Source organism: Pseudomonas sp. MYb327 (assembly GCF_040438925.1).
GTDB lineage: Bacteria > Pseudomonadota > Gammaproteobacteria > Pseudomonadales > Pseudomonadaceae > Aquipseudomonas.
On sequence record NZ_CP159258.1, the window covers coordinates 3,613,855 to 3,635,874 of the forward strand.

Annotated in this window: 22 protein-coding genes; 2 read left to right on the forward strand and 20 right to left on the reverse strand. The window is 59.8% G+C overall.

Translation table 11 applies throughout. From position 1 onward, the window contains the following. The 9 genes from mltG to ABVN21_RS16275 form a co-directional block, all read right to left on the reverse strand. Positions 1-1,242 carry an endolytic transglycosylase MltG gene (gene mltG / locus ABVN21_RS16235; RefSeq protein ID WP_339555633.1) on the reverse strand — a complete coding sequence of 414 codons (1,242 nt, stop codon included), beginning with the start codon at positions 1,240-1,242 and terminating at the stop codon, positions 1-3. A 3-nt stretch (positions 1,243-1,245) separates the two neighbouring features. Continuing rightward, positions 1,246-2,061, reverse strand: coding sequence for an aminodeoxychorismate lyase (gene pabC, locus ABVN21_RS16240; protein ID WP_339555632.1), 816 nt, complete (start codon positions 2,059-2,061; stop codon positions 1,246-1,248). Then, positions 2,061-3,305, reverse strand: a complete 1,245-nt coding sequence (gene fabF / locus ABVN21_RS16245) for a beta-ketoacyl-ACP synthase II (protein ID WP_034149956.1) — start codon at positions 3,303-3,305, stop codon at positions 2,061-2,063. Before fabF ends, pabC begins: the two co-directional genes overlap by 1 nt. A gap of 109 nt (positions 3,306-3,414) precedes the next feature. Continuing rightward, a complete protein-coding gene (gene acpP, locus ABVN21_RS16250; RefSeq protein WP_077047035.1) occupies positions 3,415-3,651 on the reverse strand; it encodes an acyl carrier protein in 237 nt (78 codons plus the stop codon). A 196-nt stretch (positions 3,652-3,847) separates the two neighbouring features. Then, positions 3,848-4,588 (reverse strand): 3-oxoacyl-ACP reductase FabG, encoded by a 741-nt coding sequence (gene fabG, locus ABVN21_RS16255; protein WP_339555631.1) that lies wholly within the window; start codon positions 4,586-4,588, stop codon positions 3,848-3,850. A 16-nt stretch (positions 4,589-4,604) separates the two neighbouring features. Beyond that, the gene (gene fabD / locus ABVN21_RS16260; RefSeq protein WP_339555630.1) at positions 4,605-5,543 is read right to left on the reverse strand and encodes an ACP S-malonyltransferase; all 939 of its coding nucleotides are present in this window, start codon (positions 5,541-5,543) and stop codon (positions 4,605-4,607) included. Between the two features lie 126 nt (positions 5,544-5,669). Next, the gene (gene plsX / locus ABVN21_RS16265; RefSeq protein WP_339555629.1) at positions 5,670-6,680 is read right to left on the reverse strand and encodes a phosphate acyltransferase PlsX; all 1,011 of its coding nucleotides are present in this window, start codon (positions 6,678-6,680) and stop codon (positions 5,670-5,672) included. 4 nt (positions 6,681-6,684) lie between these two features. Continuing rightward, complete coding sequence (rpmF, locus tag ABVN21_RS16270) at positions 6,685-6,867, reverse strand: 50S ribosomal protein L32 (RefSeq protein ID WP_003179396.1); 183 nt, start codon at positions 6,865-6,867, stop codon at positions 6,685-6,687. Between the two features lie 13 nt (positions 6,868-6,880). Then, complete coding sequence (locus tag ABVN21_RS16275) at positions 6,881-7,408, reverse strand: YceD family protein (RefSeq protein WP_007942001.1); 528 nt, start codon at positions 7,406-7,408, stop codon at positions 6,881-6,883. A gap of 105 nt (positions 7,409-7,513) precedes the next feature. Here ABVN21_RS16275 and ABVN21_RS16280 point away from each other — a divergent pair, with 105 nt between their 5' ends. Further along, entirely contained in the window at positions 7,514-8,092 is a 579-nt protein-coding gene (locus ABVN21_RS16280) for a nucleoside triphosphate pyrophosphatase (protein ID WP_339555628.1), read from the forward strand. A gap of 132 nt (positions 8,093-8,224) precedes the next feature. Here the strand turns inward: ABVN21_RS16280 and ABVN21_RS16285 are convergent, their stop codons facing one another. Genes ABVN21_RS16285 through rluC form a run of 3 tightly spaced genes read right to left on the reverse strand, consistent with a single transcriptional unit; the run spans position 8,225 to position 10,850 of the window. Beyond that, positions 8,225-9,214 (reverse strand): S49 family peptidase, encoded by a 990-nt coding sequence (locus ABVN21_RS16285; protein WP_339555627.1) that lies wholly within the window; start codon positions 9,212-9,214, stop codon positions 8,225-8,227. Positions 9,215-9,238: 24 nt separating this feature from the next. Continuing rightward, positions 9,239-9,901, reverse strand: a complete 663-nt coding sequence (locus ABVN21_RS16290; protein WP_339555626.1) for an HAD-IA family hydrolase — start codon at positions 9,899-9,901, stop codon at positions 9,239-9,241. Further along, entirely contained in the window at positions 9,888-10,850 is a 963-nt protein-coding gene (gene rluC, locus ABVN21_RS16295; protein WP_150732332.1) for a 23S rRNA pseudouridine(955/2504/2580) synthase RluC, read from the reverse strand. Before rluC ends, ABVN21_RS16290 begins: the two co-directional genes overlap by 14 nt. 702 nt (positions 10,851-11,552) lie before the next feature. Here rluC and rne point away from each other — a divergent pair. Beyond that, on the forward strand, positions 11,553-14,777 hold the full coding sequence (gene rne, locus ABVN21_RS16300) for a ribonuclease E (RefSeq protein ID WP_339555625.1): 3,225 nt from the start codon (positions 11,553-11,555) through the stop codon (positions 14,775-14,777). 189 nt (positions 14,778-14,966) lie between these two features. Here rne and ABVN21_RS16305 read toward each other — a convergent pair whose 3' ends face one another. The 8 genes from ABVN21_RS16305 to ABVN21_RS16340 all read right to left on the reverse strand — a co-directional run bounded on the left by ABVN21_RS16305 (position 14,967) and on the right by ABVN21_RS16340 (position 22,000). After that, positions 14,967-15,557, reverse strand: a complete 591-nt coding sequence (locus tag ABVN21_RS16305; protein ID WP_339555624.1) for a nucleotidyltransferase family protein — start codon at positions 15,555-15,557, stop codon at positions 14,967-14,969. Continuing rightward, positions 15,554-16,537 carry an XdhC family protein gene (locus ABVN21_RS16310; protein WP_339555623.1) on the reverse strand — a complete coding sequence of 328 codons (984 nt, stop codon included), beginning with the start codon at positions 16,535-16,537 and terminating at the stop codon, positions 15,554-15,556. Before ABVN21_RS16310 ends, ABVN21_RS16305 begins: the two co-directional genes overlap by 4 nt. Then, on the reverse strand, positions 16,537-18,858 hold the full coding sequence (locus ABVN21_RS16315; protein WP_339555622.1) for a xanthine dehydrogenase family protein molybdopterin-binding subunit: 2,322 nt from the start codon (positions 18,856-18,858) through the stop codon (positions 16,537-16,539). The genes ABVN21_RS16310 and ABVN21_RS16315 overlap by 1 nt, the downstream gene beginning before the upstream one ends. Further along, positions 18,855-19,325, reverse strand: coding sequence for a (2Fe-2S)-binding protein (locus tag ABVN21_RS16320; RefSeq protein WP_034149969.1), 471 nt, complete (start codon positions 19,323-19,325; stop codon positions 18,855-18,857). Before ABVN21_RS16320 ends, ABVN21_RS16315 begins: the two co-directional genes overlap by 4 nt. Before the next feature lie 248 nt (positions 19,326-19,573). Next, a complete protein-coding gene (gene murB / locus ABVN21_RS16325) occupies positions 19,574-20,593 on the reverse strand; it encodes a UDP-N-acetylmuramate dehydrogenase (protein WP_339555621.1) in 1,020 nt (339 codons plus the stop codon). Beyond that, positions 20,590-21,054 carry a low molecular weight protein-tyrosine-phosphatase gene (locus ABVN21_RS16330; protein WP_339555620.1) on the reverse strand — a complete coding sequence of 155 codons (465 nt, stop codon included), beginning with the start codon at positions 21,052-21,054 and terminating at the stop codon, positions 20,590-20,592. Before ABVN21_RS16330 ends, murB begins: the two co-directional genes overlap by 4 nt. Then, the gene (gene kdsB, locus ABVN21_RS16335; protein ID WP_339555619.1) at positions 21,054-21,818 is read right to left on the reverse strand and encodes a 3-deoxy-manno-octulosonate cytidylyltransferase; all 765 of its coding nucleotides are present in this window, start codon (positions 21,816-21,818) and stop codon (positions 21,054-21,056) included. Before kdsB ends, ABVN21_RS16330 begins: the two co-directional genes overlap by 1 nt. Next, positions 21,815-22,000: a Trm112 family protein gene (locus ABVN21_RS16340; RefSeq protein WP_007945752.1), complete on the reverse strand. Its 186-nt coding sequence runs from the start codon at positions 21,998-22,000 to the stop codon at positions 21,815-21,817. Before ABVN21_RS16340 ends, kdsB begins: the two co-directional genes overlap by 4 nt. Positions 22,001-22,020 lie beyond the last annotated feature (20 nt).

Below are 22,020 nucleotides of genomic sequence, written 5' to 3' on the forward strand. Positions count from 1 at the left end.
TCATTGCGGGCTTTGCGGTGCTGCTGCATCCGGCTCGGACGCGGAGGCGGGTGCAGGTTCAGGCGCGGGTTCTTGCGGCGGAACTGGCGGCAGAGCCTCGGGATCAGTGTCGGGTGAAGCGGCAGGAATCGGTTCCTGTTCTTGCTCGACGTGACCGGGCTCAACCTGAGACTCCACAGCCGGGGCCTGAGTCGTCTCGGGAGAGGCAACCGGCGCCGGGCTGGAACGGTAATCGGCGCGGCGCTTGAGCTGGAACTCCCGAACCGCATTGTTGTGCGCATCCAGATCATCGGAGAACACATGGCTGCCATCACCGCGCGCCACAAAGTAAAGGCTATTTCCCGCCACCGGATTCAGCGCGGCGTGAATCGCTTCGCGACCGACCATGGCAATCGGGGTTGGCGGCAGGCCGGCAATCACATAGGTGTTGTAAGGCGTCGGCTCCTTGAGATGGGCGCGGGTCAACTTGCCGCTGTAACGGTCACCGAGGCCATAGATTACGGTTGGATCGGTTTGCAACAGCATGCCGATCGCCATGCGCCGCACAAAGACTCCGGCAATCTGCCCGCGCTCCTGTGGCACACCGGTTTCCTTCTCCACCAGTGAGGCCATGATCAGCGCCTGATAGGGTTCGGTGTATGGCACATCGGCAGCACGCTGATTCCATTCCTTGGCCAGCACCTCGTCAAGACGGTCATAGGCCGTTTTCAGCAGCTCGACATCGGTCATGCCGCGCACGAACCGGTAGGTATCGGGGAAGAAACGCCCTTCCGGAAATAGCCCGGCATGACCGAGTTTTTCCATCACCTGGCTATCGCTCAATCCTTCCAGGGTGTGATCGAGCTTTTCCTCTTTAGCCAGGGCTGCGCGGACCTGATGGAAATTCCAGCCCTCCACCAGCGTCACGCTGTATTGCACCATTTCCCCACGCTTCCACAAGTCGATCAGACCTTCGACGGTCATGCCGGGAAGCATGCGGTACTCGCCGCTGTGCAGTGGTTGCTTGGGGAGATTGAAGCGCCAATATACGCGCAGCCAGAAAGCGTCCTTGATGAGACCATCGGCTTCAAGTCGCAGGAAGGTTCGGTTCGGTGTGGTGCCCTTCGGCACCTCCAGAAGTTCTTCCTGAGCGATATTCAGCGGCTGCACCAGCGCCGAATGAATTTTCCAGGCAGAAGCACCCAACATCAGCCCCGCCAGAACCAGTCCGGTTTCCAGCAGCAGCAAGAATTTACGTCTCACGTATCAAGCATCCAGTAGCGCGCGGGCAATGGTTTGGAGTTTACGGGTGAGCGGCCCAACCGGCCAGCTCAGAGCTGCATAGGCATGCACCGGCCAAACGCCATACACGCTGTTGCAGACAAAGACTTCGTCAGCCCACTGCAGCTGGTCGAGGCTTATATCGGTGATTTGCGTGGGAATACCCAACGACTCGGCTTGAAACAATAATTCGGCACGCATCACGCCTGCCACACCGCAGCGGTTCAGATCGGCAGTAATCAAGACCCCATCACGCACGAGGAACAGGTTACTGAACACACCTTCGATGACGCGACCCGCCTGATCGAGCATCAGGCCTTCGGCGTGTTCGGTGTCTTGCCATTCAGAGCGGGCTATGACTTGTTCAAGGCGGTTCAAGTGCTTGAGACCGGCTAACAGTGGTTGCCGGGAAAGCCTTGTCGCACACGGAAACAGGCGGATACCCTTCTCGCCATAAACGGCAGGATACGCCACAGGGGGATTGCCTTGCAGAATACGTCGGGCCTGGGCCGCTGGATCGGCAGCATAACCCCGCAAACTGTCGCCGCGGGTCAGGATGAGCTTGAGCACTCCGTCACCCAACGCGGTGGCGTAGGCGAGCAGCTCGTTGTAGATCAGCTCGTGATCGGCCGCAATGGCCAGGCGCGAGCAACCATCTGCGAGACGCGACAAGTGCCGCTCCAGCAGCAGCGCCTGCCCGCCACGCACGGCGATGGTCTCAAACAGACCATCGCCGTAAGCCAGGCCGCGATCCTTCAGCGACAGAGCGTCAGCCGGCTGACCGTCGACCCAGCTGTCCATCAGCCTGCGAACCGGCGGAACACCAGCGAGCCGTTGGTGCCGCCAAACCCGAAGGAGTTGGACAGGACCACATCGATATCCATGTTGCGCGCTGTGTGCGGCACGAAATCGAGATCGCAGCCTTCGTCCGGCTCATCGAGGTTGATGGTCGGAGGCGCCACCTGACTGTTGATCGCCAGCACGCTGAAAATCGCCTCGACCGCGCCCGCAGCCCCCAATAGGTGACCGGTCATGGACTTGGTCGAACTGACGGCCAGCTTGTAGGCGTGATCGCCGAACACCGACTTGATCGCATTGGCTTCCGCGAGATCACCTGCCGGGGTCGAGGTGCCGTGGGCGTTGACGTACTGCACCTGATCGCCATTGATTTTCGCGTCGCGCAGGGCATTGGTGATGCAACGCGCAGCACCCGCACCATCGGCTGGCGGTGAAGTCATGTGGTAGGCATCACCGCTGGTACCAAAGCCGATCAGCTCGGCATAAATGGTCGCGCCGCGCGCCTTGGCGTGCTCCAGCTCTTCGAGCACCAACGCACCGGCACCGTCAGACAGAACGAAGCCATCTCGGCCTTTGTCCCATGGACGACTGGCACGGGTCGGCTCATCGTTTCGGGTCGATAGCGCGCGAGAGGCACCGAAGCCGCCCATGCCCAGACCACAGGCCGCCATCTCGGCGCCGCCAGCGATCATCACATCGGCTTCGTCGTACATGATATTGCGAGCCGCCATGCCGATACAGTGGGTACCGGTCGTGCAAGCAGTGGCGATGGCGTAGTTTGGCCCCTGTGCACCCAAGTGGATGGACAGGAAGCCGGAAATCATATTGATGATCGAGCCAGGCACGAAGAAAGGAGAAATCCGTCGTGGACCGGTCTCGTGCAAAGTGCGGCTGGTTTCTTCGATATTGGTCAGTCCGCCAATACCCGAACCCATGGCCACGCCGATGCGTTCACGGTTGGCGTCGGTGACTTCCAGGCCAGCATTGCGTACTGCCTGAAAACCTGCGGCCAGACCGTACTGAATGAACAGGTCGAGTTTGCGAGCTTCCTTGACCGAAAGGTATTCCTCGACGTTGAAGCCCTTTACCGAGCCGCCAAAACGAGTGGAATAGGCAGAAAGGTCGGTGTGTTCGATCAGACCAATGCCACTGCGGCCAGCCAGAATGCCCTGCCAGCTGCTTGGCACATCCGTGCCCAGTGGCGACAACATACCCATACCGGTGACTACGACGCGTCTACGCGACACAGCACTCTCCTTTTTTCAAATGACGACTTTGCATCAGGCCTAAAGAAAAAACCGCACGCCATGATGGCAGTGCGGTTTTTCCATGACAGCGAGCAACGATTACAAACTATTACGCCTGGTGCGTAGTAACGTAGTCGATTGCAGCTTGTACAGTAGTGATCTTCTCAGCTTCTTCGTCAGGGATTTCGGTCTCGAATTCCTCTTCCAGAGCCATCACCAGCTCAACGGTGTCAAGGGAGTCAGCGCCCAGGTCTTCAACGAAGGAAGCAGTGTTGACCACTTCTTCTTCTTTAACGCCCAGTTGCTCGGCAACGATTTTCTTGACGCGCTCTTCGATGGTGCTCATACCTTGTTTTCACTCCTAATGGACAAATTCAGGCAGCTGGCCAGTGGGTAAGTGTATAGAAAGACTTTTCAGCTTTTCAACTGAAAGCTTCACTCCTCAAACCCTGCGACCCGCTGCCTATAAATAGATTGCAGCTTTATAACGGATTTTAGACAGCTCGTATGACATTTTTTTGAAGCAATCCGTCACATTTGAATTACATGTACATCCCGCCGTTCACCGGGATTGTAGCCCCAGTAACGTAAGCCGCACCGTCGGATGCAAGAAAAGCGACCACAGACGCGATCTCTTGAGCTTGCCCCAGACGACCCAGCGGAATCTGCGTCTGCAAGGCTTCACGCTGTGCCTCGGGCAGTTCGCGGGTCATATCGGTGTCGATGAACCCTGGGGCCACCGAGTTTACCGTAATCGAACGCGAACCGACTTCACGCGCCAGCGCACGGCTGAAACCTTCCAGACCGGCCTTGGCGGCTGCGTAGTTTACTTGGCCTGCGTTGCCCATGGCACCCACAACCGAGCCAATACTGATAATTCGTCCCCAACGCGCCTTGGTCATGCCGCGCAAAACGCCCTTGGACAGGCGGAACAGACTGTTCAGATTGGTATCGACAACGTCGTGCCATTCGTCGTCTTTCATGCGCATCATCAGGTTATCGCGGGTGATGCCGGCATTGTTGACCAGGATCGCCGGTGCACCGAACTGCTCCTGAATGGCCGCCAGGACAGCCGCAACGGACTCGTCGCTGGTGACATTGAGTTCCAGGCCCGTGCCTTGAATACCGTTTTCCTTCAGGGTGGCGGCAATGCGCTCGGCACCCGAGGCGGAAGTCGCGGTGCCAACGACAATGGCACCCTGACGACCCAACTCCAGGGCGATAGCCTGGCCGATACCGCGGCTCGCACCGGTGACCAGTGCAACTTTACCTTGCAGACTCATGCAAGCTTCTCCTGATTCAGGCCAACGCTGCGCGGGCGGCAGCGAAAGCGTCTGGGGTATTGAGATTGGAAGTCGATACGCCTTCGGCGCAACGTTTGTTCAGACCGGCCAGCACTTTGCCTGGACCGCACTCGACCAGATTGGTCGCGCCCTTGGCAGCCAGCGCCTGGACCGATTCAACCCAACGTACTGGCTTGTAGAGCTGCTCGAGAAGATCGCGCTTGAGGGTTTCCAGATCGGCTGGCACATCGGCGCTGACGTTTTGCACAACAGGAATCTGCGGCGCTTGCCAGTCGATTGCGGCAATGGCTTCAGCGAAGCGCTCGGCGGCCGGGCGCATCAGCTCGCAATGGGACGGCACGCTGACTGGCAGCGGCATGGCGCGCTTGGCACCACGAGCCTTGCAACCTTCGATGGCGCGTTCGACCGCAGCCTTGGCACCGGCGATAACCACCTGACCCGGGGAGTTGAAGTTCACCGCGCTGACCACTTCGCCTTGCGCCGCTTCGGCACAGGCAGCCAGCACATCGGCGTCTTCCAGACCTAGGATGGCAGCCATGCCACCCTGCCCGGCTGGTACCGCTTCCTGCATCAGTTGGCCACGACGCTCGACCAACTTCACCGCGGCACCCAGACTCAGACTGCCCGCCGCGACCAGTGCGCTGTATTCACCCAGGCTGTGACCAGCAACATAAGCCGGACTCGCACCACCTTCAGCCAGCCACAAACGCCACAAGGCGATCGAGGCGGTCAGAATGGCCGGTTGGGTTTTATCGGTTTGATTGAGTTGCTCTTCCGGCCCTTGCTGGGTCAGTGCCCACAGGTCGTAACCCAGAGCATCGGAAGCTTCTTTGAATGTTTCGAGGACAACCGGATGTTGCGCGCCCAACTCGGCCAGCATGCCGAGGGACTGCGAACCCTGTCCTGGAAAGACAAATGCGAGGGAAGCAGACATGTAACAAGCCCCTAATGATCTTGTCGTCGGAGAATTGACGTCCCGCTTTGGGGGACGCAAGAAACTGACAGTTGGATGGCCAATTGAACTGAGCAGTCACATTTAAGCATTGTCCGACGAAAACGCCTAAAGCAACAAATCCTCCAGACGGCCGTGAATCCGTTCCGGCAGGTTTTCCTGGATCTCTATCAGGGCACGGGAAATGGCACTTTGAAAACCCTGAACGCCAGCAGAACCATGGCTCTTCACCACAATCCCCTGCAAACCAAGGAAACTCGCACCGTTATGCCTTGCAGGTGCCAGGTCTGCTTGCAGACGCTTCATCAGCGGCAACGCCAAAGCACCCACCATGCGCGATGGCAGGCTTTTCTTGAACAACGCGTCGATGCGTCCGGCGATCATGGTCGCCAGGCCTTCGCTGGACTTGAGCAGGATATTGCCGACAAATCCGTCGCACACCACCACGTCCGCTTCGCCGCGATACAAACCGTCGCCCTCGACAAAGCCGATGTAATTGATGCCACGCGCAGCCTGCAACAAGGTTGCGGCCAGCTTGACCTGCTGATTACCCTTGATGTCTTCGGTGCCGATATTCAGTAACGCTACACGCGGACGCACGATGCCCAGGGTCTCCGCAGCAACCGACCCCATCACTGCAAACTGCAAAAGATGCTCGGCACTGCAATCGACATTGGCGCCCAGATCGAGCAACTGGCAGTAACCTTTCTGCGTCGGAATCGCCGCGACCATGGCCGGCCGATCAATACCCGGCAAAGTCTTGAGCACAAACCGCGACAACGCCATCAGCGCACCGGTGTTGCCGGCACTGACACAGGCCTGGACCTTGCCGTCACGCAGCAACTCAAGCGCCACTCGCATCGACGAGTCAGGCTTGCCACGCAGGGCCTGGGCGGGCTTTTCGTCCATGGTAATGACTTCGGACGCCGGAGCAATCGACAGGCGTGCGCGATCCATAGCCGATTGGCCAGCGATCAATTCTTCAAGAAGGGAGGGTTGACCGACAAGGGTCAGGTGCAGCGAGGGAGTAGCAGACAGGCAAGCAAGGCTGGCCTGGACAATGCTGCGGGGACCGAAGTCCCCGCCCATTGCGTCAATCGCGATGACTTGAGCAGACAAGTGATTACTCGTCAGCGCCCTTGTCGATCACTTTACGACCACGGTATACGCCTTCTGGCGATACGTGGTGACGCAGGTGAACTTCACCGGTGGTTTTTTCTACAGACAGGGTGCTAGCCTCGAGAGCGTCGTGCGAACGGCGCATGTCACGGGCAGAGCGGGATTTTTTGTTCTGCTGAACAGCCATAATTGATTAACTCCTAAACGTTTGGGTCACGCTTTAACTGCGCCAATACACTGAACGGGTTGGACCGCGTTACCTCGTCCTCGCTCGGTTCGGGCTCATCTGCTCCCGCCGGCTGCTGGCATTCTTCCGGATGATGAGCAGGCACAATGGGCAAGGCGAGCAGAAGCTCCTCCTCGATCAGTGACTGCAGATCCAATGGATCTTCGCCCAGTTCCAGCACGTCATAACCTTTCGGCAACGACTGGGTATTCGCACCCTCCTTCACCACAGCGTAACTGCATTCGCTATGGATCGGCAGGGTGACCAGCTCAAGACAACGCTGGCAAACCATTTTGACTTCAGTGTCGATAAAACTGTGGATAACCACAGATTTACGTTCATCTCGTTCAAAAACGAATTTAGCCTGCACCGTACCGACATTGTCGGAAAGCGGGTCGCAGAGTCTCTCCAAATCGGCCAGCAGCATTTCACCTTGAAGGGTGGTGCCACGATCAGCCAATTTGCGCGGGTCAACGTGAGGTGGAATCGGGTCATTCAACATAGGCGCAGCATTATAGGGATGCACCCGCCCATGTCAAAGGAAATTCAGCCCTGTCCGTCACTTGGAAGCCCCGCTAGAATTCGAGCCTGCCATCTGGAGACACGCATGCTGCCTTTATTACTCGCTTCCAGCTCGGTTTATCGCCGGGAATTGCTGGCCCGCTTGCAGCTGCCGTTCACTTGCAGCTCACCGGATATCGACGAAAGCCATCGGCCGGGCGAGCTTGCCATTGATCTGGTAAAACGCCTCGCCGAAGAAAAAGCACGGGTGCTGGCCGGCACTCACCCAGCCCATCTGATCATCGGCTCCGATCAGGTTGCCGTGCTGGGCGACAGGATTATCGGCAAGCCTCACACCTTTGAAAAGGCCCGCGAACAACTGCTGGCCTCCAGCGGCGCCAGCGTAACCTTCCTGACCGGCCTGGCAGTGCTCAATAGCGAGTCGGGCGACTGCCAGGTCGACTGCGTGCCTTTCACCGTCCACATGCGCGCACTGGACGCTGAACGCATCGAGCGCTATCTGCACGCGGAACAGCCCTACGACTGCGCGGGCAGCTTCAAGGCCGAGGGCTTGGGAGTGAGCCTGTTTCATAGCACGGAAGGCCCTGACGCCACCAGTCTTGTCGGCCTGCCGTTGATTCGCTTGATCGACATGCTATTGGCTGAAGGCGTGCAAATCCCGTAGGAGCCGGCTTGCTGGCGAACCAGGCGACGCGATGCATCAGACATACCGCCATCGCTGGCAAGCCAGCTCCTACAGGTCATGCGCAGGCACGAAAAAACCGGCCATACAGGCCGGTTTTGAGTTGGCAGAAAATCAGCGCAGTGAAGGACCGTTAAAACCCATCCACATCGCCAGATGCTCAGCCACGCTGGCACCCAGTTTTTTCGAGAAGCGGTCGAACGGCGATTCCTGAACAGTGAAATCCACCAGTTCTTTTTCGCCGATCACATCTCGCGCAACCGAACTGGCATTACCCAGACCATCGATCAATCCCAGCGGCAATGCCTGCTCACCATTCCAGACCAGCCCGGAGAACAACTCCGGATGCTCCTTGTCCTTCAAGCGATCGCCACGCCCCTGCTTGACGCTATTAATGAACTGCTTGTGCGTGGTATCGAGCACACCCTGCCAGAACGCCGTCTCTTCAGGTTTTTGCGGCTGAAACGGATCGAGGAACGATTTGTGCTCGCCAGAGGTATAGGTGCGTCGTTCGACACCCAACTTCTCCATGGTGCCGACAAACCCGTAACCGGCCGCGGTCACACCGATAGAGCCCACCAGACTCGCCTTGTCGGCATAGATCTGATCAGCAGCGCTAGCGATGTAGTAGGCACCGGAGGCACCGAGATCGGAGATCACTGCGTACAGCTTGGTATCAGGGTGCAGACCGCGCAAACGGCGAATCTCGTCATAGACGTAGCCTGACTGCACCGGACTGCCGCCCGGACTGTTGATACGCAGGATGACGCCCTTGACCTTGTCGTCCTCGAAGGCTGCACGCAGACTGCCAACGATATTGTCGGCGCTGGCCGGCTCCTTGTCGGCAATCATGCCGGTGATGTCGATCAGCGCGGTGTAGTTACCACTGCGAGTGGCGGCTTTTTCCATATCCATCAATGGCGAGAACAAAGCCAATGCAACGAACAAATACACAAAGGTCAGCAGCTTGAAGAAAATCCCCCAGCGACGGGAACGACGCTGTTCCTGCACACTGGCCAGCAACGTCTTCTCCAGCAGCTTCCAGCTTTTTTCGTCACCGTTTTCTGCGCTCGCCTTGGCGGGCGCTTTCCATTCGTCAGCCATGCCATCTACCCCAGCAAAAACGTATTAAGCCTGCTGACTCAGCCAGGCATGCAATTCGGAAAACCGATCGATCGACAGATGCGGCTCATAGAGCTTCAACGCTTCGATGGATTGGGCACCATAGCTGACCGCCACTGAATCCATGCCGGCGTTGCGTGCCATCAACAAGTCAAAGGACGAATCCCCCACCATCAGCGCCTGTTCCGGACGCACCTCGCAATGGGCGAGGATCTGCTCAAGCATAAGCGGATGCGGCTTGCTGGCGGTTTCGTCGGCGGCACGGGTGATATCGAAATAATCTTCCCAGCCGTGAGACTTAAGTACCCGATCCAGCCCGCGACGCGCCTTGCCAGTCGCCACGGCCAGATGATAACCCTCGGCACGAAACGCCTCCATCGACTCGACCACCCCCTCGAACAACGGCGAAGGCACCGCCTCGGAGGCGATGTAGTGATCCGCATAGTGCTGACGAAATGCAATCAGCTCGGCATCGCCGACTTCCGGATACAAGGTGCGGATGGCTTCCGGCAGGCCCAGTCCGATGATGCCCTTTACGGCAAAATCATCACGCAATTGAAACCCGGATCGCTCCGACGCCACGTGCATCGCCTCGACAATCCGACCAATGGAATCAGCCAGCGTGCCATCCCAATCGAAAATCAGCAGCTTGTAATCAGATGGGCGCACTCAATCGCTCCACGGTCTTGGCCCACATCTCGTCGACCGGCGCCTGCAACTTGAGTTCACCGCCATCGGGCAGGGGCACGGTCAGCATGTAGGCGTGCAGAAACAGGCGCTTGCCGCCCAGATCACGGATTTCCTTACTGAAATCGTCATCGCCGTACTTGGTGTCGCCAGCAATGCAGTGCCCGGCGTGCAAGGTGTGGACGCGAATCTGGTGAGTGCGGCCGGTGATCGGCTTGGCTTCGATCAGGGTGGCAAAGTCGCCAAAGCGACGCAGAACCTTGAACACGGTCACCGATTCCTTGCCCTCCTCCTCATCGACCTCGACCATCCGCTCGCCGGAGCGCAGATTGCTCTTGCCGAGCGCCGCCCGGACTTGCTTGATCGAGGACGCCCAGTTCCCGCGAACCAGCGCCATATAGCGCTTGTCGACGCCATCGCCGCGCAACGCCGTGTGCAAGTGACGCAGCATGCTGCGTTTCTTGGCGATCATCAGCAGGCCGGAGGTGTCACGGTCGAGACGGTGAACCAGCTCGAGCTCCTTGCAATCGGGGCGCAACTGACGAAAGGCTTCGATGACCCCGTAATTCAAGCCGCTGCCGCCGTGAACAGCGATGCCACAAGGCTTGTTGATCACGAGCAGCGCTTTGTCTTCGTAGACAATCGAGGCTTCGAGTCGCTGCAGCAGGCCTTGGGCCAGCGGCACGGGCTCGTCGCGCTCAGGCACGCGAACCGGCGGTACGCGCACGATATCGCCCGCTTGCAGCTTGTATTCGGGCTTGATCCGACCTTTATTCACACGCACTTCGCCTTTGCGCAAAATGCGGTAAATCAAGGTCTTGGGCACGCCTTTGAGCCGAGCGAGGAGGAAGTTATCAATACGTTGGCCGGCATATTCCGGCGAGACCTCAAGCAGTTGTACGCCTGGGGTCGAAGGGGCAGTAGTCGTCATGGCGCGGATGATAACAATTTTTTATGGAATTGAAGCACTTAATCATTGCTGCTATAGTCGCGAACGCCGCCAAAAGCGGCCTGGACAGCGGACCAACGGTCAAAAACCGGCCCTGACCAACGCAATTCACCAGGACGCGAGGCCGTCCTACGGGGCTTTCGCTACGTAACGGTGGAGTTTGCAGGTGTAACGAGCGCAGGTGACATGAGGCCTGAATCAAGCCGCAAAGCAGAGTTCTCACTCGCTTTTCGAGCCAATATTCATGGCCAGTTCACAAAGTGCAGTCAGCTGCGAATGACCCCGAGCGAGCGCTTCGGAAACATCGCCTAAATTAGCCATGATGCGTGAGCCTCCCCTTTCGGAGCTCACGGTAAATGCCAACCCGCTGCGGATTCTGCGCGCGGCAGCACCCGAATTATCAGGGATACGTGTAGGGTGGAGATGCACAACCGCTGGACTGTGTAGCAATAGGCTTTATCAAGACGCTTCATCTCGTCCACAGCCGCCGGTTGATTCCTCCTCCTGACTGAGTGCTTAAGTAGCCACAGCAAGCAGGACGCGTACGTCGCGATGAAGGCCCACATTGGCCGGACTTCGCTGGACACGGGAATGGCCAACCACTCCCGACGCACCTGACACCGACCATGAGAAGTCGTGTGTGCCGAACGCCGTTTCCGGCAGCCCGGAAACCGACGGTACTACATGAAAAGAATGCTGATTAACGCAACTCAACCCGAAGAGTTGCGTGTTGCACTGGTAGATGGTCAACGCCTCTACGACCTGGACATCGAATCCGGTGCACGCGAGCAGAAGAAGGCCAACATCTATAAAGGCCGGATTACTCGCATCGAACCAAGCCTCGAGGCTGCCTTTGTCGATTTCGGCTCTGAGCGCCACGGCTTCCTGCCCCTCAAAGAAATCTCCCGCGAATACTTCAAGAAAGCCCCCGAAGGCCGCGTCAACATCAAGGACGTCCTGAGCGAAGGCCAGGAAGTTATCGTTCAGGTCGAAAAAGAAGAACGTGGCAACAAGGGCGCAGCCCTGACCACCTTCATCAGCCTGGCCGGTCGTTACCTGGTACTGATGCCGAACAACCCGCGTGCCGGCGGTATCTCCCGTCGTATCGAAGGTGAAGAGCGCAATGAACTGCGTGAAGCCCTGAACGGCCTGGTTGCACCGGCCGACATGGGCCTGATCGTGCGCACTGCCGGCCTGGGCCGCAGCAGCGAAGAAATGCAGTGGGACCTCGACTACCTGCTGCAACTCTGGACCGCCATCAAAGAAGCGTCGCTGGATCGTTCCGCGCCATTCCTGATCTATCAGGAAAGCAACGTGATCATCCGCGCCATCCGCGATTACCTGCGCCAGGACATCGGCGAAGTGCTGATCGACAGCGTTGAAGCCCAGGACGAAGCCCTGACCTTCATCCGCCAGGTGATGCCGCAGTACGCCAGCAAGATCAAGCTATACGAAGACAGCGTTCCGCTGTTCAACCGTTTCCAGATCGAAAGCCAGATCGAAACCGCCTTCCAGCGCGTCGTCGAACTGCCTTCCGGCGGCTCCATCGTTATCGATCCGACCGAAGCCCTGGTGTCCATCGACATCAACTCGGCGCGCGCCACTAAAGGCAGCGACATCGAAGAAACCGCCCTGCAGACCAACCTTGAAGCCGCCGAAGAAATCGCCCGTCAGTTGCGCCTGCGCGACATCGGCGGCCTGATCGTCATCGACTTCATCGACATGACACCTGCCAAGAACCAGCGCGCCGTGGAAGAAAAAGTCCGCGAATGCCTGGAAGCCGACCGCGCCCGTGTGCAAGTCGGTCGCATCTCGCGCTTCGGCCTGCTGGAAATGTCCCGTCAGCGCCTGCGTCCATCCCTGGGCGAAAGCAGCGGCATCGTTTGCCCGCGTTGCAACGGCACCGGCATCATCCGCGACGTTGAATCGCTGTCCCTGGCGATCCTGCGCCTGATCGAAGAAGAAGCCCTGAAAGACCGCACCGCCGAAGTTCGCGCCCAAGTGCCGATCCCGGTTGCTGCGTTCCTGCTCAACGAAAAACGCAACTCGATCACCAAGATCGAACTGCGCACCCGTGCCCGCATTGTCATCCTGCCGAACGATCACCTCGAAACGCCGCACTTCGAGGTTCAGCGTCTGCGTGATGACAGCCCGGAAGCAGCGATCAACCAATCCAGCTACGAAATCGCCGCTGCCGCTGCCGAAGTGGAAGAAGTCCAGCCAGCCGCTGCGACCCGCACCCTGGTTCGCCAGGAAGCCGCGGTCAAGACTGCTCCAGCCCGCGCCAACGCTCCGGTCCCGACTGAAGTCGTTGCTGCTCCGGTTGCCGCACCGGCCACCGCGCCAGAGCCGAGCCTGTTCAAAGGCCTGGTGAAGTCGCTGGTCAGCCTGTTCGCCAGCAAGGAAGAGCCTGCTGCTCCGGTTGTGGTTGAGAAACCAGCGACTACCGAGCGTCCGGCCCGTAACGAAGAGCGTCGTAACGGTCGTCAACAAAGCCGTAACCGTAACGGTCGCCGCGATGAAGAACGTAAGCCTCGTGAAGAGCGTGCACCGCGTGAAGAACGCGCACCACGTGAGCCACGCGAAGAGCGCGCACCACGCGAAGCCCGCGAGGAGACTCCAGCGGTAGCCCGTGAAGAACGCGCGCCACGCGCTCCACGTGAAGAACGTGCACCGCGCGCCCCGCGTGAAGATCGTAAGCCACGTGGCGAGCGTGAAGAACGCGTCCGCGAACTGCGTGAGCCTCTGGATGCTGCCCCGGCCGCTGCTGCTGTCACTACTGAAGAGCGCCCAGCCCGTCAGCCACGTGAAGAACGTGCTCCACGCCCTCCGCGTGAAGAACGTCAACCACGTGCCGAGCAAGCCGCTGCTGCCGTTGCCGAAGAAGAGCTGACCACCAACGAAGAGCAACTGCAGGAAGACGGTCAGGACGGCGCCGAAGGCGATCGCCCACGCCGCCGTTCCCGTGGCCAGCGTCGTCGCAGCAACCGTCGTGAGCGTCAACGCGATGCCAACGGCAATGTGATCGAAGGTTCGGAAGAATCCGAAGCCGGCGAAAGCAATGACGCGCCAAGCACCGCCGATCTGGCCGCTGGCCTGGCTGTTACCGCCGCCGTTGCCAGCACCGTGATCAGCGCTCCGGCCGAAGCACAGGCCAACGAGCAAGCCGAACGCGCCACTGCCGCCACCCTGGAAACCGCTCCAGTCGAAGCGCCAGTCGTTGAAGCGACTACCCCGGTCGAAGCCATCGCATCGCCGGAAATCGAAGTGGCTCCGGTTCGTGAAGCACAGCCTGAAGTCGAAGCTGCCGCCGAGCCTGCTGTAGTCGCCGAAGCGCCTGCCGTGGTTGCAGAATCGGTTGCTGAAACCGCTTCTGAATCCGTGACTGAAACGGTTCGTGAAGTTCGCGAAGAGCAAACCGCGTTCAACTGGGTTGCCGAGCCAGCCGTTGCTGAAACGACTGCACCCGCGCCGGTCGCTGAAGTCGAAGTCGCTGACGTGATGGTTTCCGAGCCAGTGGTCGCTGCTGCCGAGCCTGCTCCGGTGGTTGAAGCACCGGTTGTTGCCGAAGCGCCTGCACCCGTGGTCGAAGCCGCTCCAGTCAACGCCCTGACGCCAAGCGGCCGTGCGCCGAACGACCCGCGTGAAGTGCGTCGTCGCAAGCGTGAAGAAGAGCGTCTGCAGAAGGAAGCCGAACTGGCTGCCGCTGCTGCTCCGGCTGAAGTGGTTGCCGCTGAACCCGCGCCGGTTGTTGCTGAAGTGGTCGAGGCAGCTCCTGCCCCGGCTGCCGAAGTCACCGCCGAGCCGGTTGAATCGGTGATCCACGAAGCGCCACGCTCCGTTCAGGAAGCGGTAGAGCAACACGAGCAAGCCCTGGAAAAAGAGCACGAGCCTAAACCTCTCGTCTGATTCCATCGGCCACTAAAAAGCCCCGCCTGGTGATCCCGGGCGGGGCTTTTTTATTACGGTGGCGAAGCAGATAAACCGAGTTATCGTTCATCGCGGGCAAGCCACGCGCCTACAGGTATTGCGTCGTTTATATATTTAACGAATGACAGAATACCTGTAGGAGCGTGGCTTGCCCGCGATGACGGTGTCTCAGGCGAAATCCAGCTTCTCAGGCACATCCACATCCCACAACACACCGGGATCGTCCACAACCACCTCGACCACCCGCCCCTGGGCGAACAACGGCTTGGCCCCGCGATCACCCGACCACGCCATCAACCCCGGCCCGAAACTGCGCCCAAAACCCACCGGATGCCCGTATTCACCGTCCTGAACCGGCACGCAAATGCAATCATCGGCCATTTGCGCCACAACGCTTTCGATGCTCGACGGCAAGATGAACGGCATATCCCCCAGCACCATCAACCAGCCATCAAGCTGCGCACACGCCTTCACGCCAGCCGCAATGCTGTCACCCATTCCGGTCGACTCGATCAGCACAATCTCGAAGCCATAGGCCTTGGCCATGCGACTTACCTGAGGACGATCGTCGGTCGTCACCAACACCCGCTTTTCCAACGTGGCCGGCAGATTTGCCAGGACTTGCTCAATGACGGACCGAACAGCGCCATCACGCCCCGTGCAGTCCGCCAGCAACTTGTCCCTCTCATCACCCGCGACCTGTCGAAAGCGACTGCCCTGCCCCGCTGCAAGAACGATGACACCAATGGCTTTGCTCATGCGCCCTCCTGCACTGGCTTCTTTTGTTTCAGCTCGACGCCATTTTTGATCGCGACAATTTCGGCCATCAGCGACAAGGCGATTTCCGCCGGGCTATGACTGCCAATGTGCAAGCCGATCGGACCGTGCAGTCGGTCGATAGCCTCTTGCGACAAACCTAACTGAGCCAAATCTACCCGACGCTTCTGACTATTCACCCGCGACCCCAGTGCCCCGACATAGAAGGCCCGAGAATCGAGCGCGGTCAGCAACGCCATGTCATCCAGTCGCGGATCATGGGTCAGGGCGACAATCGCCGTGCGTTCGTCAGTCTGGATGTTCAGCACAGCCTCGTCGGGCATGCCCGAGACGAAGCGACCGTGCTGCTCTTCCCAACCATAGACGAACTCGCTGCGCGGATCGCAGATCAGCACTTCGAAATCCAGCAGCCGCGCCATCTCGGCCACATACCGCGACAACTGCCCCGCACCGATCAGCAACAAACGCCAACGTGGGCCGTAGATCGCCCGCAACGTCGTGCCATCGAACGCCAGCACATCGGTTTTGTCAGCCGGTTGTAACGCCACTTCACCGCTCGCGATATCCAGCGAGCGAGCGACGATTTCATGAGCTTCGCAACGCGCCAGCAACTCGGCAACCCAGGTCGGGTCGCCGACACGTTCCTCAGTCAAACGCAACGTGCCGCCGCACGGCAAACCGAAGCGCGCCGCCTCGTCGCGGGTCACGCCGTAGGTGATCAGTTGCACCGGCGGCCCGTCGGTCGGGATACGCCCATCGTGCAGACGGGCAATCAGGTCGTCCTCGACACAACCGCCAGACACCGAACCAATCACCACTCCATCCTCACGCAAGGCCAGCATGGCGCCGGGTGCCCGGGGCGCAGTGCCCCAAGTCTGCACGACGCTGTACAACACAACCCGCTGACCGGCGCGGCGCCACTCCAGCACGCTGCGCAGGACGTTCAGATCGACGCTGTCCATCAGGCCTTGGCCTTCTGCCAACCCTGCAACTGATAACGAACCGGCAGATCGCGGATGCGCTTGCCGGTAGCGGCGAAGATCGCATTGCACAGCGCCGGTGCAATCGGCGGAACGCCCGGCTCGCCGACGCCGCCCAACGGCACGGTGCCCGGCGGCGTGACCAGATGCACGGCGACTTCCTTCGGCGCCAGGGACATGCGTGCCACTTCGTACATGTGGAAGTTGTCCTGCTGCACCTTGCCGTCCTTGAAGCTGATCTCGCCGAGTACAGCGTTGCCCAAGCCCATGACGCAAGCGCCTTCGAATTGCGCGCGAATGCGTTCGGGGTTGATTTGCGGCCCGCAATCCACGGCGATGTCGGCCTTATGCACGATCAACGTGCCATCGTCTTTGACTTCGACTTCAATCACCGCCGCCACGTAGGTCACGAAGCTGTAATGCACCGCCAGGCCCAAGCCTCGCCCCTTCGGCAACTCGCGCCCCCAGCCGGCGGCTTTGGCGGCGGTTTCCAGCACCGTGCGCAAGCGTGCGGTGTCAATCGGATAACGCTCCGGCGATTCGCCGTAGTTCCACTCTTCACTCAAGGTGCGCGGATCAATCTGACGGTCCGGGCCGAGCAATTTAATCTGATACTTGAGCGGATCTTCGCCGGCCTTGTGCGCCAGCTCATCAATAAAGCTCTGGATCGCGAAACCGTGGGGAATGTTCGACACCGAGCGATACCAGCCGACCCGAGCGTGGACGGCGGCCTCGGGGTTCTCCAGACGAATATTGGGAATCGCGTAAGCCATGTTGGTGAAACCCATGCCCAACTCGAACGCCGCCTCGTGGTTCATGCCCGGGGCGAAGAGCGCGGTGATACTCGGCGCCACCGTGCGGTGCAACCAGCCGGACGGCAGACCGTCCTTGTTCAAACTGGCCTTAAGGTATTCAGCGGACACCGTGTGGAAATAGGAACAATGGATGTCATCTTCACGGGTCCATTGCACCCGCACGGCTTTGCCGGGGAATTCCTTGGCGAGGATGGCCGCTTCAATGATGAAGTCGGGCTTGGACTTGCGACCGAAACCGCCGCCCAGCAACGTGACATTGAACGTGACGTTATCGAATGGCAGGCCCAGACGCTCACCAATCCGCTCGCGAGTGACTTGCGGCGCCTGGCTCGGGCCCCACGCTTCGCACACACCATCCTTGAAGCGGGCGATGGCGACCATCGGCTCCATCGGCGATTGCGACAGATGCGGCAGGTAATAGGAGGCTTCCAAGGTACTGTCGGCGCTGCCCATGGCCTCGTCGATGTTGCCGGTGTTGCGCACCACTTTGCCGGGCTTGAGCGAAGCGGCTTCCAGTTCCTTGCGGTAGGCAATCGAATCGTAGCTAGCGTTGGCGCCGTCATCCCACTCGATTTTCAGCGCCTCACGCCCCTTGATCGCCGCCCAGGTATTGTTCGCCACAACGGCCACACCGCCCAGCGGTTGAAACTCCGAAGGCAGCGGGCGGCTTTCGATCTGGATGACTTTGACCACGCCCGGGACTTTCATCGCGGCGCTGCCATCGAAGCTTTTGACCTTGCCGCCGTACACCGCCGGCCGGGCTATGGTGGCGAACAGCATGCCGTCGAAATGCACGTCGGCGCCGTAAACCGCGCGACCGTTGACGATGTCTTCACCGTCGATGGCTTTGGTGCCCTCCTTGCCGATGTAACGGAATTCGGATGGCTGCTTGAGCTTCAGGCTGTCACGCGCCGGCACGGCCAAGGCTCCGGCGGCAGCGGCCAGGGCACCATAGCCCAGTTCGCGGCCCGAGGGTTGGTGGATAACTTTATGCAGTTGCGCATGGCATTCGCTGACCGGGACTTTCCACTGGTCGGCGGCGGCCTGTTCGAGCATGGTCCGCGCGGCGGCACCACAGCGGCGCATCGGTTCGTACCAGTGGCGCATGCTGCGCGACCCGTCGGTGTCCTGGTTGCCGAAGCGCAGTTCATCGCCCGGCGCCTGTCGCACCTTGACCATCGCCCAGTCGGCTTCCAGCTCATCGGCCACCACCATGGTCAGGCTGGTGCGCACGCCCTGGCCCATTTCCGAACGGTTACACACCACGGTCACCGTGCCATCAGCGGCGATGCTGACGTAAACCTTGGGATCATCAACCCAGCCGTGAGGCATGCCGTCGGCGCCGAATTTCTTTTCTTTCTCTTCGGCAAATGCGTCCTGCCAACCCCAACTCGCCGCGACCACCAGCGCACCGGCAGCGCCCACGCCCTTGAGGAAACCGCGCCGACTGAGGTTGCTCAGGGCGAAATCATTCGGTAACTGGTTCATGCCTTGGCCTCCTTCAAATGAGTGGATGCCTGGCGAATGGCGGTCTTGATGCGGTTGTAAGTGCCGCAGCGGCAGATGTTGCCGACCATCGCCTCTTCGATCTGCTCGTCGCTCGGGTTCGGATTGGTCTTGAGCAGTGCGGTGGCCGACATGATTTGCCCGCCCTGGCAGTAACCGCACTGAGCGACGGCGGTATCCAGCCAGGCTTGCTGCACGACTTTGCCCACCGGGTCGGCGTGCAGATTGTCGATAGTGGTGACGTTCTGCCCCACCACCGAGCCAATCGGCGTGATGCAACTGCGCGCTGGAGCGCCTTCGATATGAATGGTGCAAGCACCGCAGAGGCCCATGCCGCAGCCAAACTTGGTGCCGTTGTAACCGGCCACATCGCGGATTGCCCAGAGCAGCGGCATGTCCTCGGTGACGTCGAGTTGATGGTCTTGACCATTGAGCTTCAGGGTAATCATGGGCACGCCCGCATAGTTGAACAGGTTATGGGGTCGAGCAATCTGCCGCCGGAAAGTCGGCGGGTGAGCATCACGCAGATCGACTCAGGCTAAAGGGGCTCTCTTATGCTGACGCAGACGTCTGCACCGGGCCTTTGGTGGAACAAATGCATTGCATCGTTAGCTCGCTAAGTTAACGCAGCATTAACAAAAAAGCCCTGCACTTTTCATCAGTGCAGGGCTTTGGATTCATCCTGGAAAGCGTAGCTTCAATAACGGTTCGGTTCCATTTCCAGCTCGACATGGAAACGCTCTGAAATGTCTTTCTGGATGCGCTGTGCCAGATCCAGCAATTGCAGCCCCGTCGCACTGCCGTAGTTGACCAGCACCAGTGCCTGCAATTTATGCACACCCGCGTCGGCTTCGCGGAAACCTTTCCAGCCTGCCCGCTCGATCAACCAACCGGCGGCCAGTTTCATCTGCCCGTCGGGTTGCGCGTAGGCCACCAGATCCGGATGTTCGCCCTTGAGTCGGGCAACCAGCGCCGCCGAGACCAATGGGTTCTTGAAGAAGCTGCCGGCATTGCCGAGCACGGCCGGGTCCGGCAGTTTTTCGTTGCGGATGCTGCAAATGGCCTGACTGACATCGGAGGCGGTCGGATGATCGATGCCTTGTTCGGTCAAGCGCTGGCGCACCGGGCCGTATTCCAGGTGCAGGTGCGCGGTGCGGTCGAGAGCGAAACGCACACGCAGGATCAGCCAGCGTCCCGGTTCCTGTTTGAACAGGCTGTCGCGGTAAGCGAAGTTGCATTCTTCCAGCGTGAAGTTGCGCAGCTCGCCGCTTTGACGATCAAGCGCGGTCAGGCCGGCAAACACGTCCTTGATCTCCACCCCATAGGCGCCGATGTTCTGCATCGGTGCCGCGCCGACTGTGCCGGGAATCAGGCTGAGGTTTTCCAGGCCAGACAAGCCGTGCAGCAGAGTGTGTTGAACAAACGGATGCCACGGCTCGCCAGCCTCTGCTTCAATCACCACTTTGCTGCCGTCGTCGCTCACCACTCGAATGCCTCGGGTCGCCATGCGCAGCACCAGCGAATCGATATCGGCTGTCAGCAGCAAATTGCTGCCACCGCCGATCACCAGCAGCGGCACATCGTGTTCCTGCGCATAGGCCAGCGCTTCGCACACATCGGCGTCGCTATGGGCCTCGGCAAACAGGCGTGCCTGAACATCCACACCAAAGCTGTTGAACGGCTTGAGTGAAACCTGCGAACGCACCTGCAAACTCATAACCGTCCCTTCAATTCGATCACCAGCAAATCACTGGCACGCTCGATCAAATCCAACACTTGCTCAAAGCCTTGATCACCGTCGTAGTACGGGTCAGGCACTTCATCGACATCCGATTGATAGCGCCGCAGGAACAGATCCAGTTCAGCCTTGCCCTTGGCCGGTTGCAGGGCCTTGAGGTTGCGCAAGTTGCTGTTGTCCATCGCGAGGATCAGATCGTACGTGGCGAAATCGGCACGGGTCACTTGCTGGGCGCGCTGGGAGGACAGGTCGTAACCTCGCAGTTTCGCCGCTGCCTGGCTGCGTTTGTCCGGCGCCTTGCCGACGTGCCAGTCACCGGTTCCTGCCGAGGCGACTTCGATTTGATCGGCCAGCCCCGCCTCGCGCAGTTTATGCCGCAGCACACCTTCAGCCGTCGGTGAACGACAGATGTTGCCCAGGCACACAAACAAAACCCGCATCAGACCTCCAGCAGGCGACGAACCCGCTCAAGGTCTTCAACGGTATCGACACCGGGCGGCGGCGCGATCAGTGCATCGGCAACGTGAATCCGTACGCCGTGCCACAGTGCGCGCAGCTGTTCCAGACTCTCGGTGTTTTCCAGCCAGCACGGACCCCAGTTGACGAAGTCCTGCAGGAAACCGGTGCGGTAGGCATAGATGCCGATGTGGCGACGATACGGCACGCCTTGCGGCAGTCGGTCGCGGCTCTGGACGAAGGCATCCCGCGCCCACGGCAACGTGGCGCGACTGAAGGTCAGCGCCAGGCCATTGAGATCACTGACGACTTTGACCACGTTGGGATTGAAAAGGGTTTCGACGTCTTCGATCGGCTCGGCCAGGGTGGCCATGCGCGCTTCGGGGTGGGCTGCCAGATTAGCGGCAACCTGATCGATCACGCTCGGCGGGATCAACGGTTCGTCGCCCTGGACGTTGACGACGATGGCGTCTGGCGCCAGGCCCAGTTTCGCCGCGACTTCCGCCAGGCGATCGGTGCCGGAGTTGTGATCCTCGCGGGTCAGCACCACTTCGGCGCCAAACCCTTTGCAGGCCTCGACAATGCGCGCGTCGTCAGTGGCAACCACCACACGCTGGGCGCTGCTTTTGCTCGCCTGTTCCCAGACGTGCTGGATCATCGGCTTGCCGCCGATCAACAGCAACGGTTTGCCCGGCAAACGGGTGGAGGCGTAACGCGATGGAATGACGACGGTGAAGGCTGTGGTCATTTATCCAGGCGCTCGTCGGTGGTCAGGGTGCGGGCTTCGGTTTCGAGCATCACCGGGATGCCGTCGCGAATCGGGTACGCCAGGCCGGCGCCCTTGCTGATCAGCTCGGTCTTGTCGGCGCTGAGCTTGAGCGGGCCTTTGCAGACCGGGCAAGCGAGGATGTCGAGCAATTTGGTGTCCATGAGCATTCCCTGGATAAAAA

What these genes read in the sequence shown, in the direction of transcription:
- rne (WP_339555625.1), top strand. Translation starts at nt 11,553, where the DNA reads ATGAAAAGAATGCTGATTAACGCAACTCAACCCGAAGAGTTGCGTGTT.
- ABVN21_RS16310 (WP_339555623.1), bottom strand. Translation starts at nt 16,537, where the DNA reads ATGGACAGCGTCGATCTGAACGTCCTGCGCAGCGTGCTGGAGTGGCGC.
- murB (WP_339555621.1), bottom strand. Translation starts at nt 20,593, where the DNA reads ATGAGTTTGCAGGTGCGTTCGCAGGTTTCACTCAAGCCGTTCAACAGC.
- ABVN21_RS16280 (WP_339555628.1), top strand. Translation starts at nt 7,514, where the DNA reads ATGCTGCCTTTATTACTCGCTTCCAGCTCGGTTTATCGCCGGGAATTG.
- ABVN21_RS16320 (WP_034149969.1), bottom strand. Translation starts at nt 19,325, where the DNA reads ATGATTACCCTGAAGCTCAATGGTCAAGACCATCAACTCGACGTCACC.
- acpP (WP_077047035.1), bottom strand. Translation starts at nt 3,651, where the DNA reads ATGAGCACCATCGAAGAGCGCGTCAAGAAAATCGTTGCCGAGCAACTG.
- ABVN21_RS16285 (WP_339555627.1), bottom strand. Translation starts at nt 9,214, where the DNA reads ATGGCTGACGAATGGAAAGCGCCCGCCAAGGCGAGCGCAGAAAACGGT.
- ABVN21_RS16275 (WP_007942001.1), bottom strand. Translation starts at nt 7,408, where the DNA reads ATGTTGAATGACCCGATTCCACCTCACGTTGACCCGCGCAAATTGGCT.
- rpmF (WP_003179396.1), bottom strand. Translation starts at nt 6,867, where the DNA reads ATGGCTGTTCAGCAGAACAAAAAATCCCGCTCTGCCCGTGACATGCGC.
- kdsB (WP_339555619.1), bottom strand. Translation starts at nt 21,818, where the DNA reads ATGACCACAGCCTTCACCGTCGTCATTCCATCGCGTTACGCCTCCACC.
- ABVN21_RS16315 (WP_339555622.1), bottom strand. Translation starts at nt 18,858, where the DNA reads ATGAACCAGTTACCGAATGATTTCGCCCTGAGCAACCTCAGTCGGCGC.
- fabG (WP_339555631.1), bottom strand. Translation starts at nt 4,588, where the DNA reads ATGAGTCTGCAAGGTAAAGTTGCACTGGTCACCGGTGCGAGCCGCGGT.
- rluC (WP_150732332.1), bottom strand. Translation starts at nt 10,850, where the DNA reads ATGACGACTACTGCCCCTTCGACCCCAGGCGTACAACTGCTTGAGGTC.
- ABVN21_RS16305 (WP_339555624.1), bottom strand. Translation starts at nt 15,557, where the DNA reads ATGAGCAAAGCCATTGGTGTCATCGTTCTTGCAGCGGGGCAGGGCAGT.
- ABVN21_RS16330 (WP_339555620.1), bottom strand. Translation starts at nt 21,054, where the DNA reads ATGCGGGTTTTGTTTGTGTGCCTGGGCAACATCTGTCGTTCACCGACG.
- pabC (WP_339555632.1), bottom strand. Translation starts at nt 2,061, where the DNA reads ATGGACAGCTGGGTCGACGGTCAGCCGGCTGACGCTCTGTCGCTGAAG.
- ABVN21_RS16340 (WP_007945752.1), bottom strand. Translation starts at nt 22,000, where the DNA reads ATGGACACCAAATTGCTCGACATCCTCGCTTGCCCGGTCTGCAAAGGC.
- fabD (WP_339555630.1), bottom strand. Translation starts at nt 5,543, where the DNA reads ATGTCTGCTTCCCTCGCATTTGTCTTTCCAGGACAGGGTTCGCAGTCC.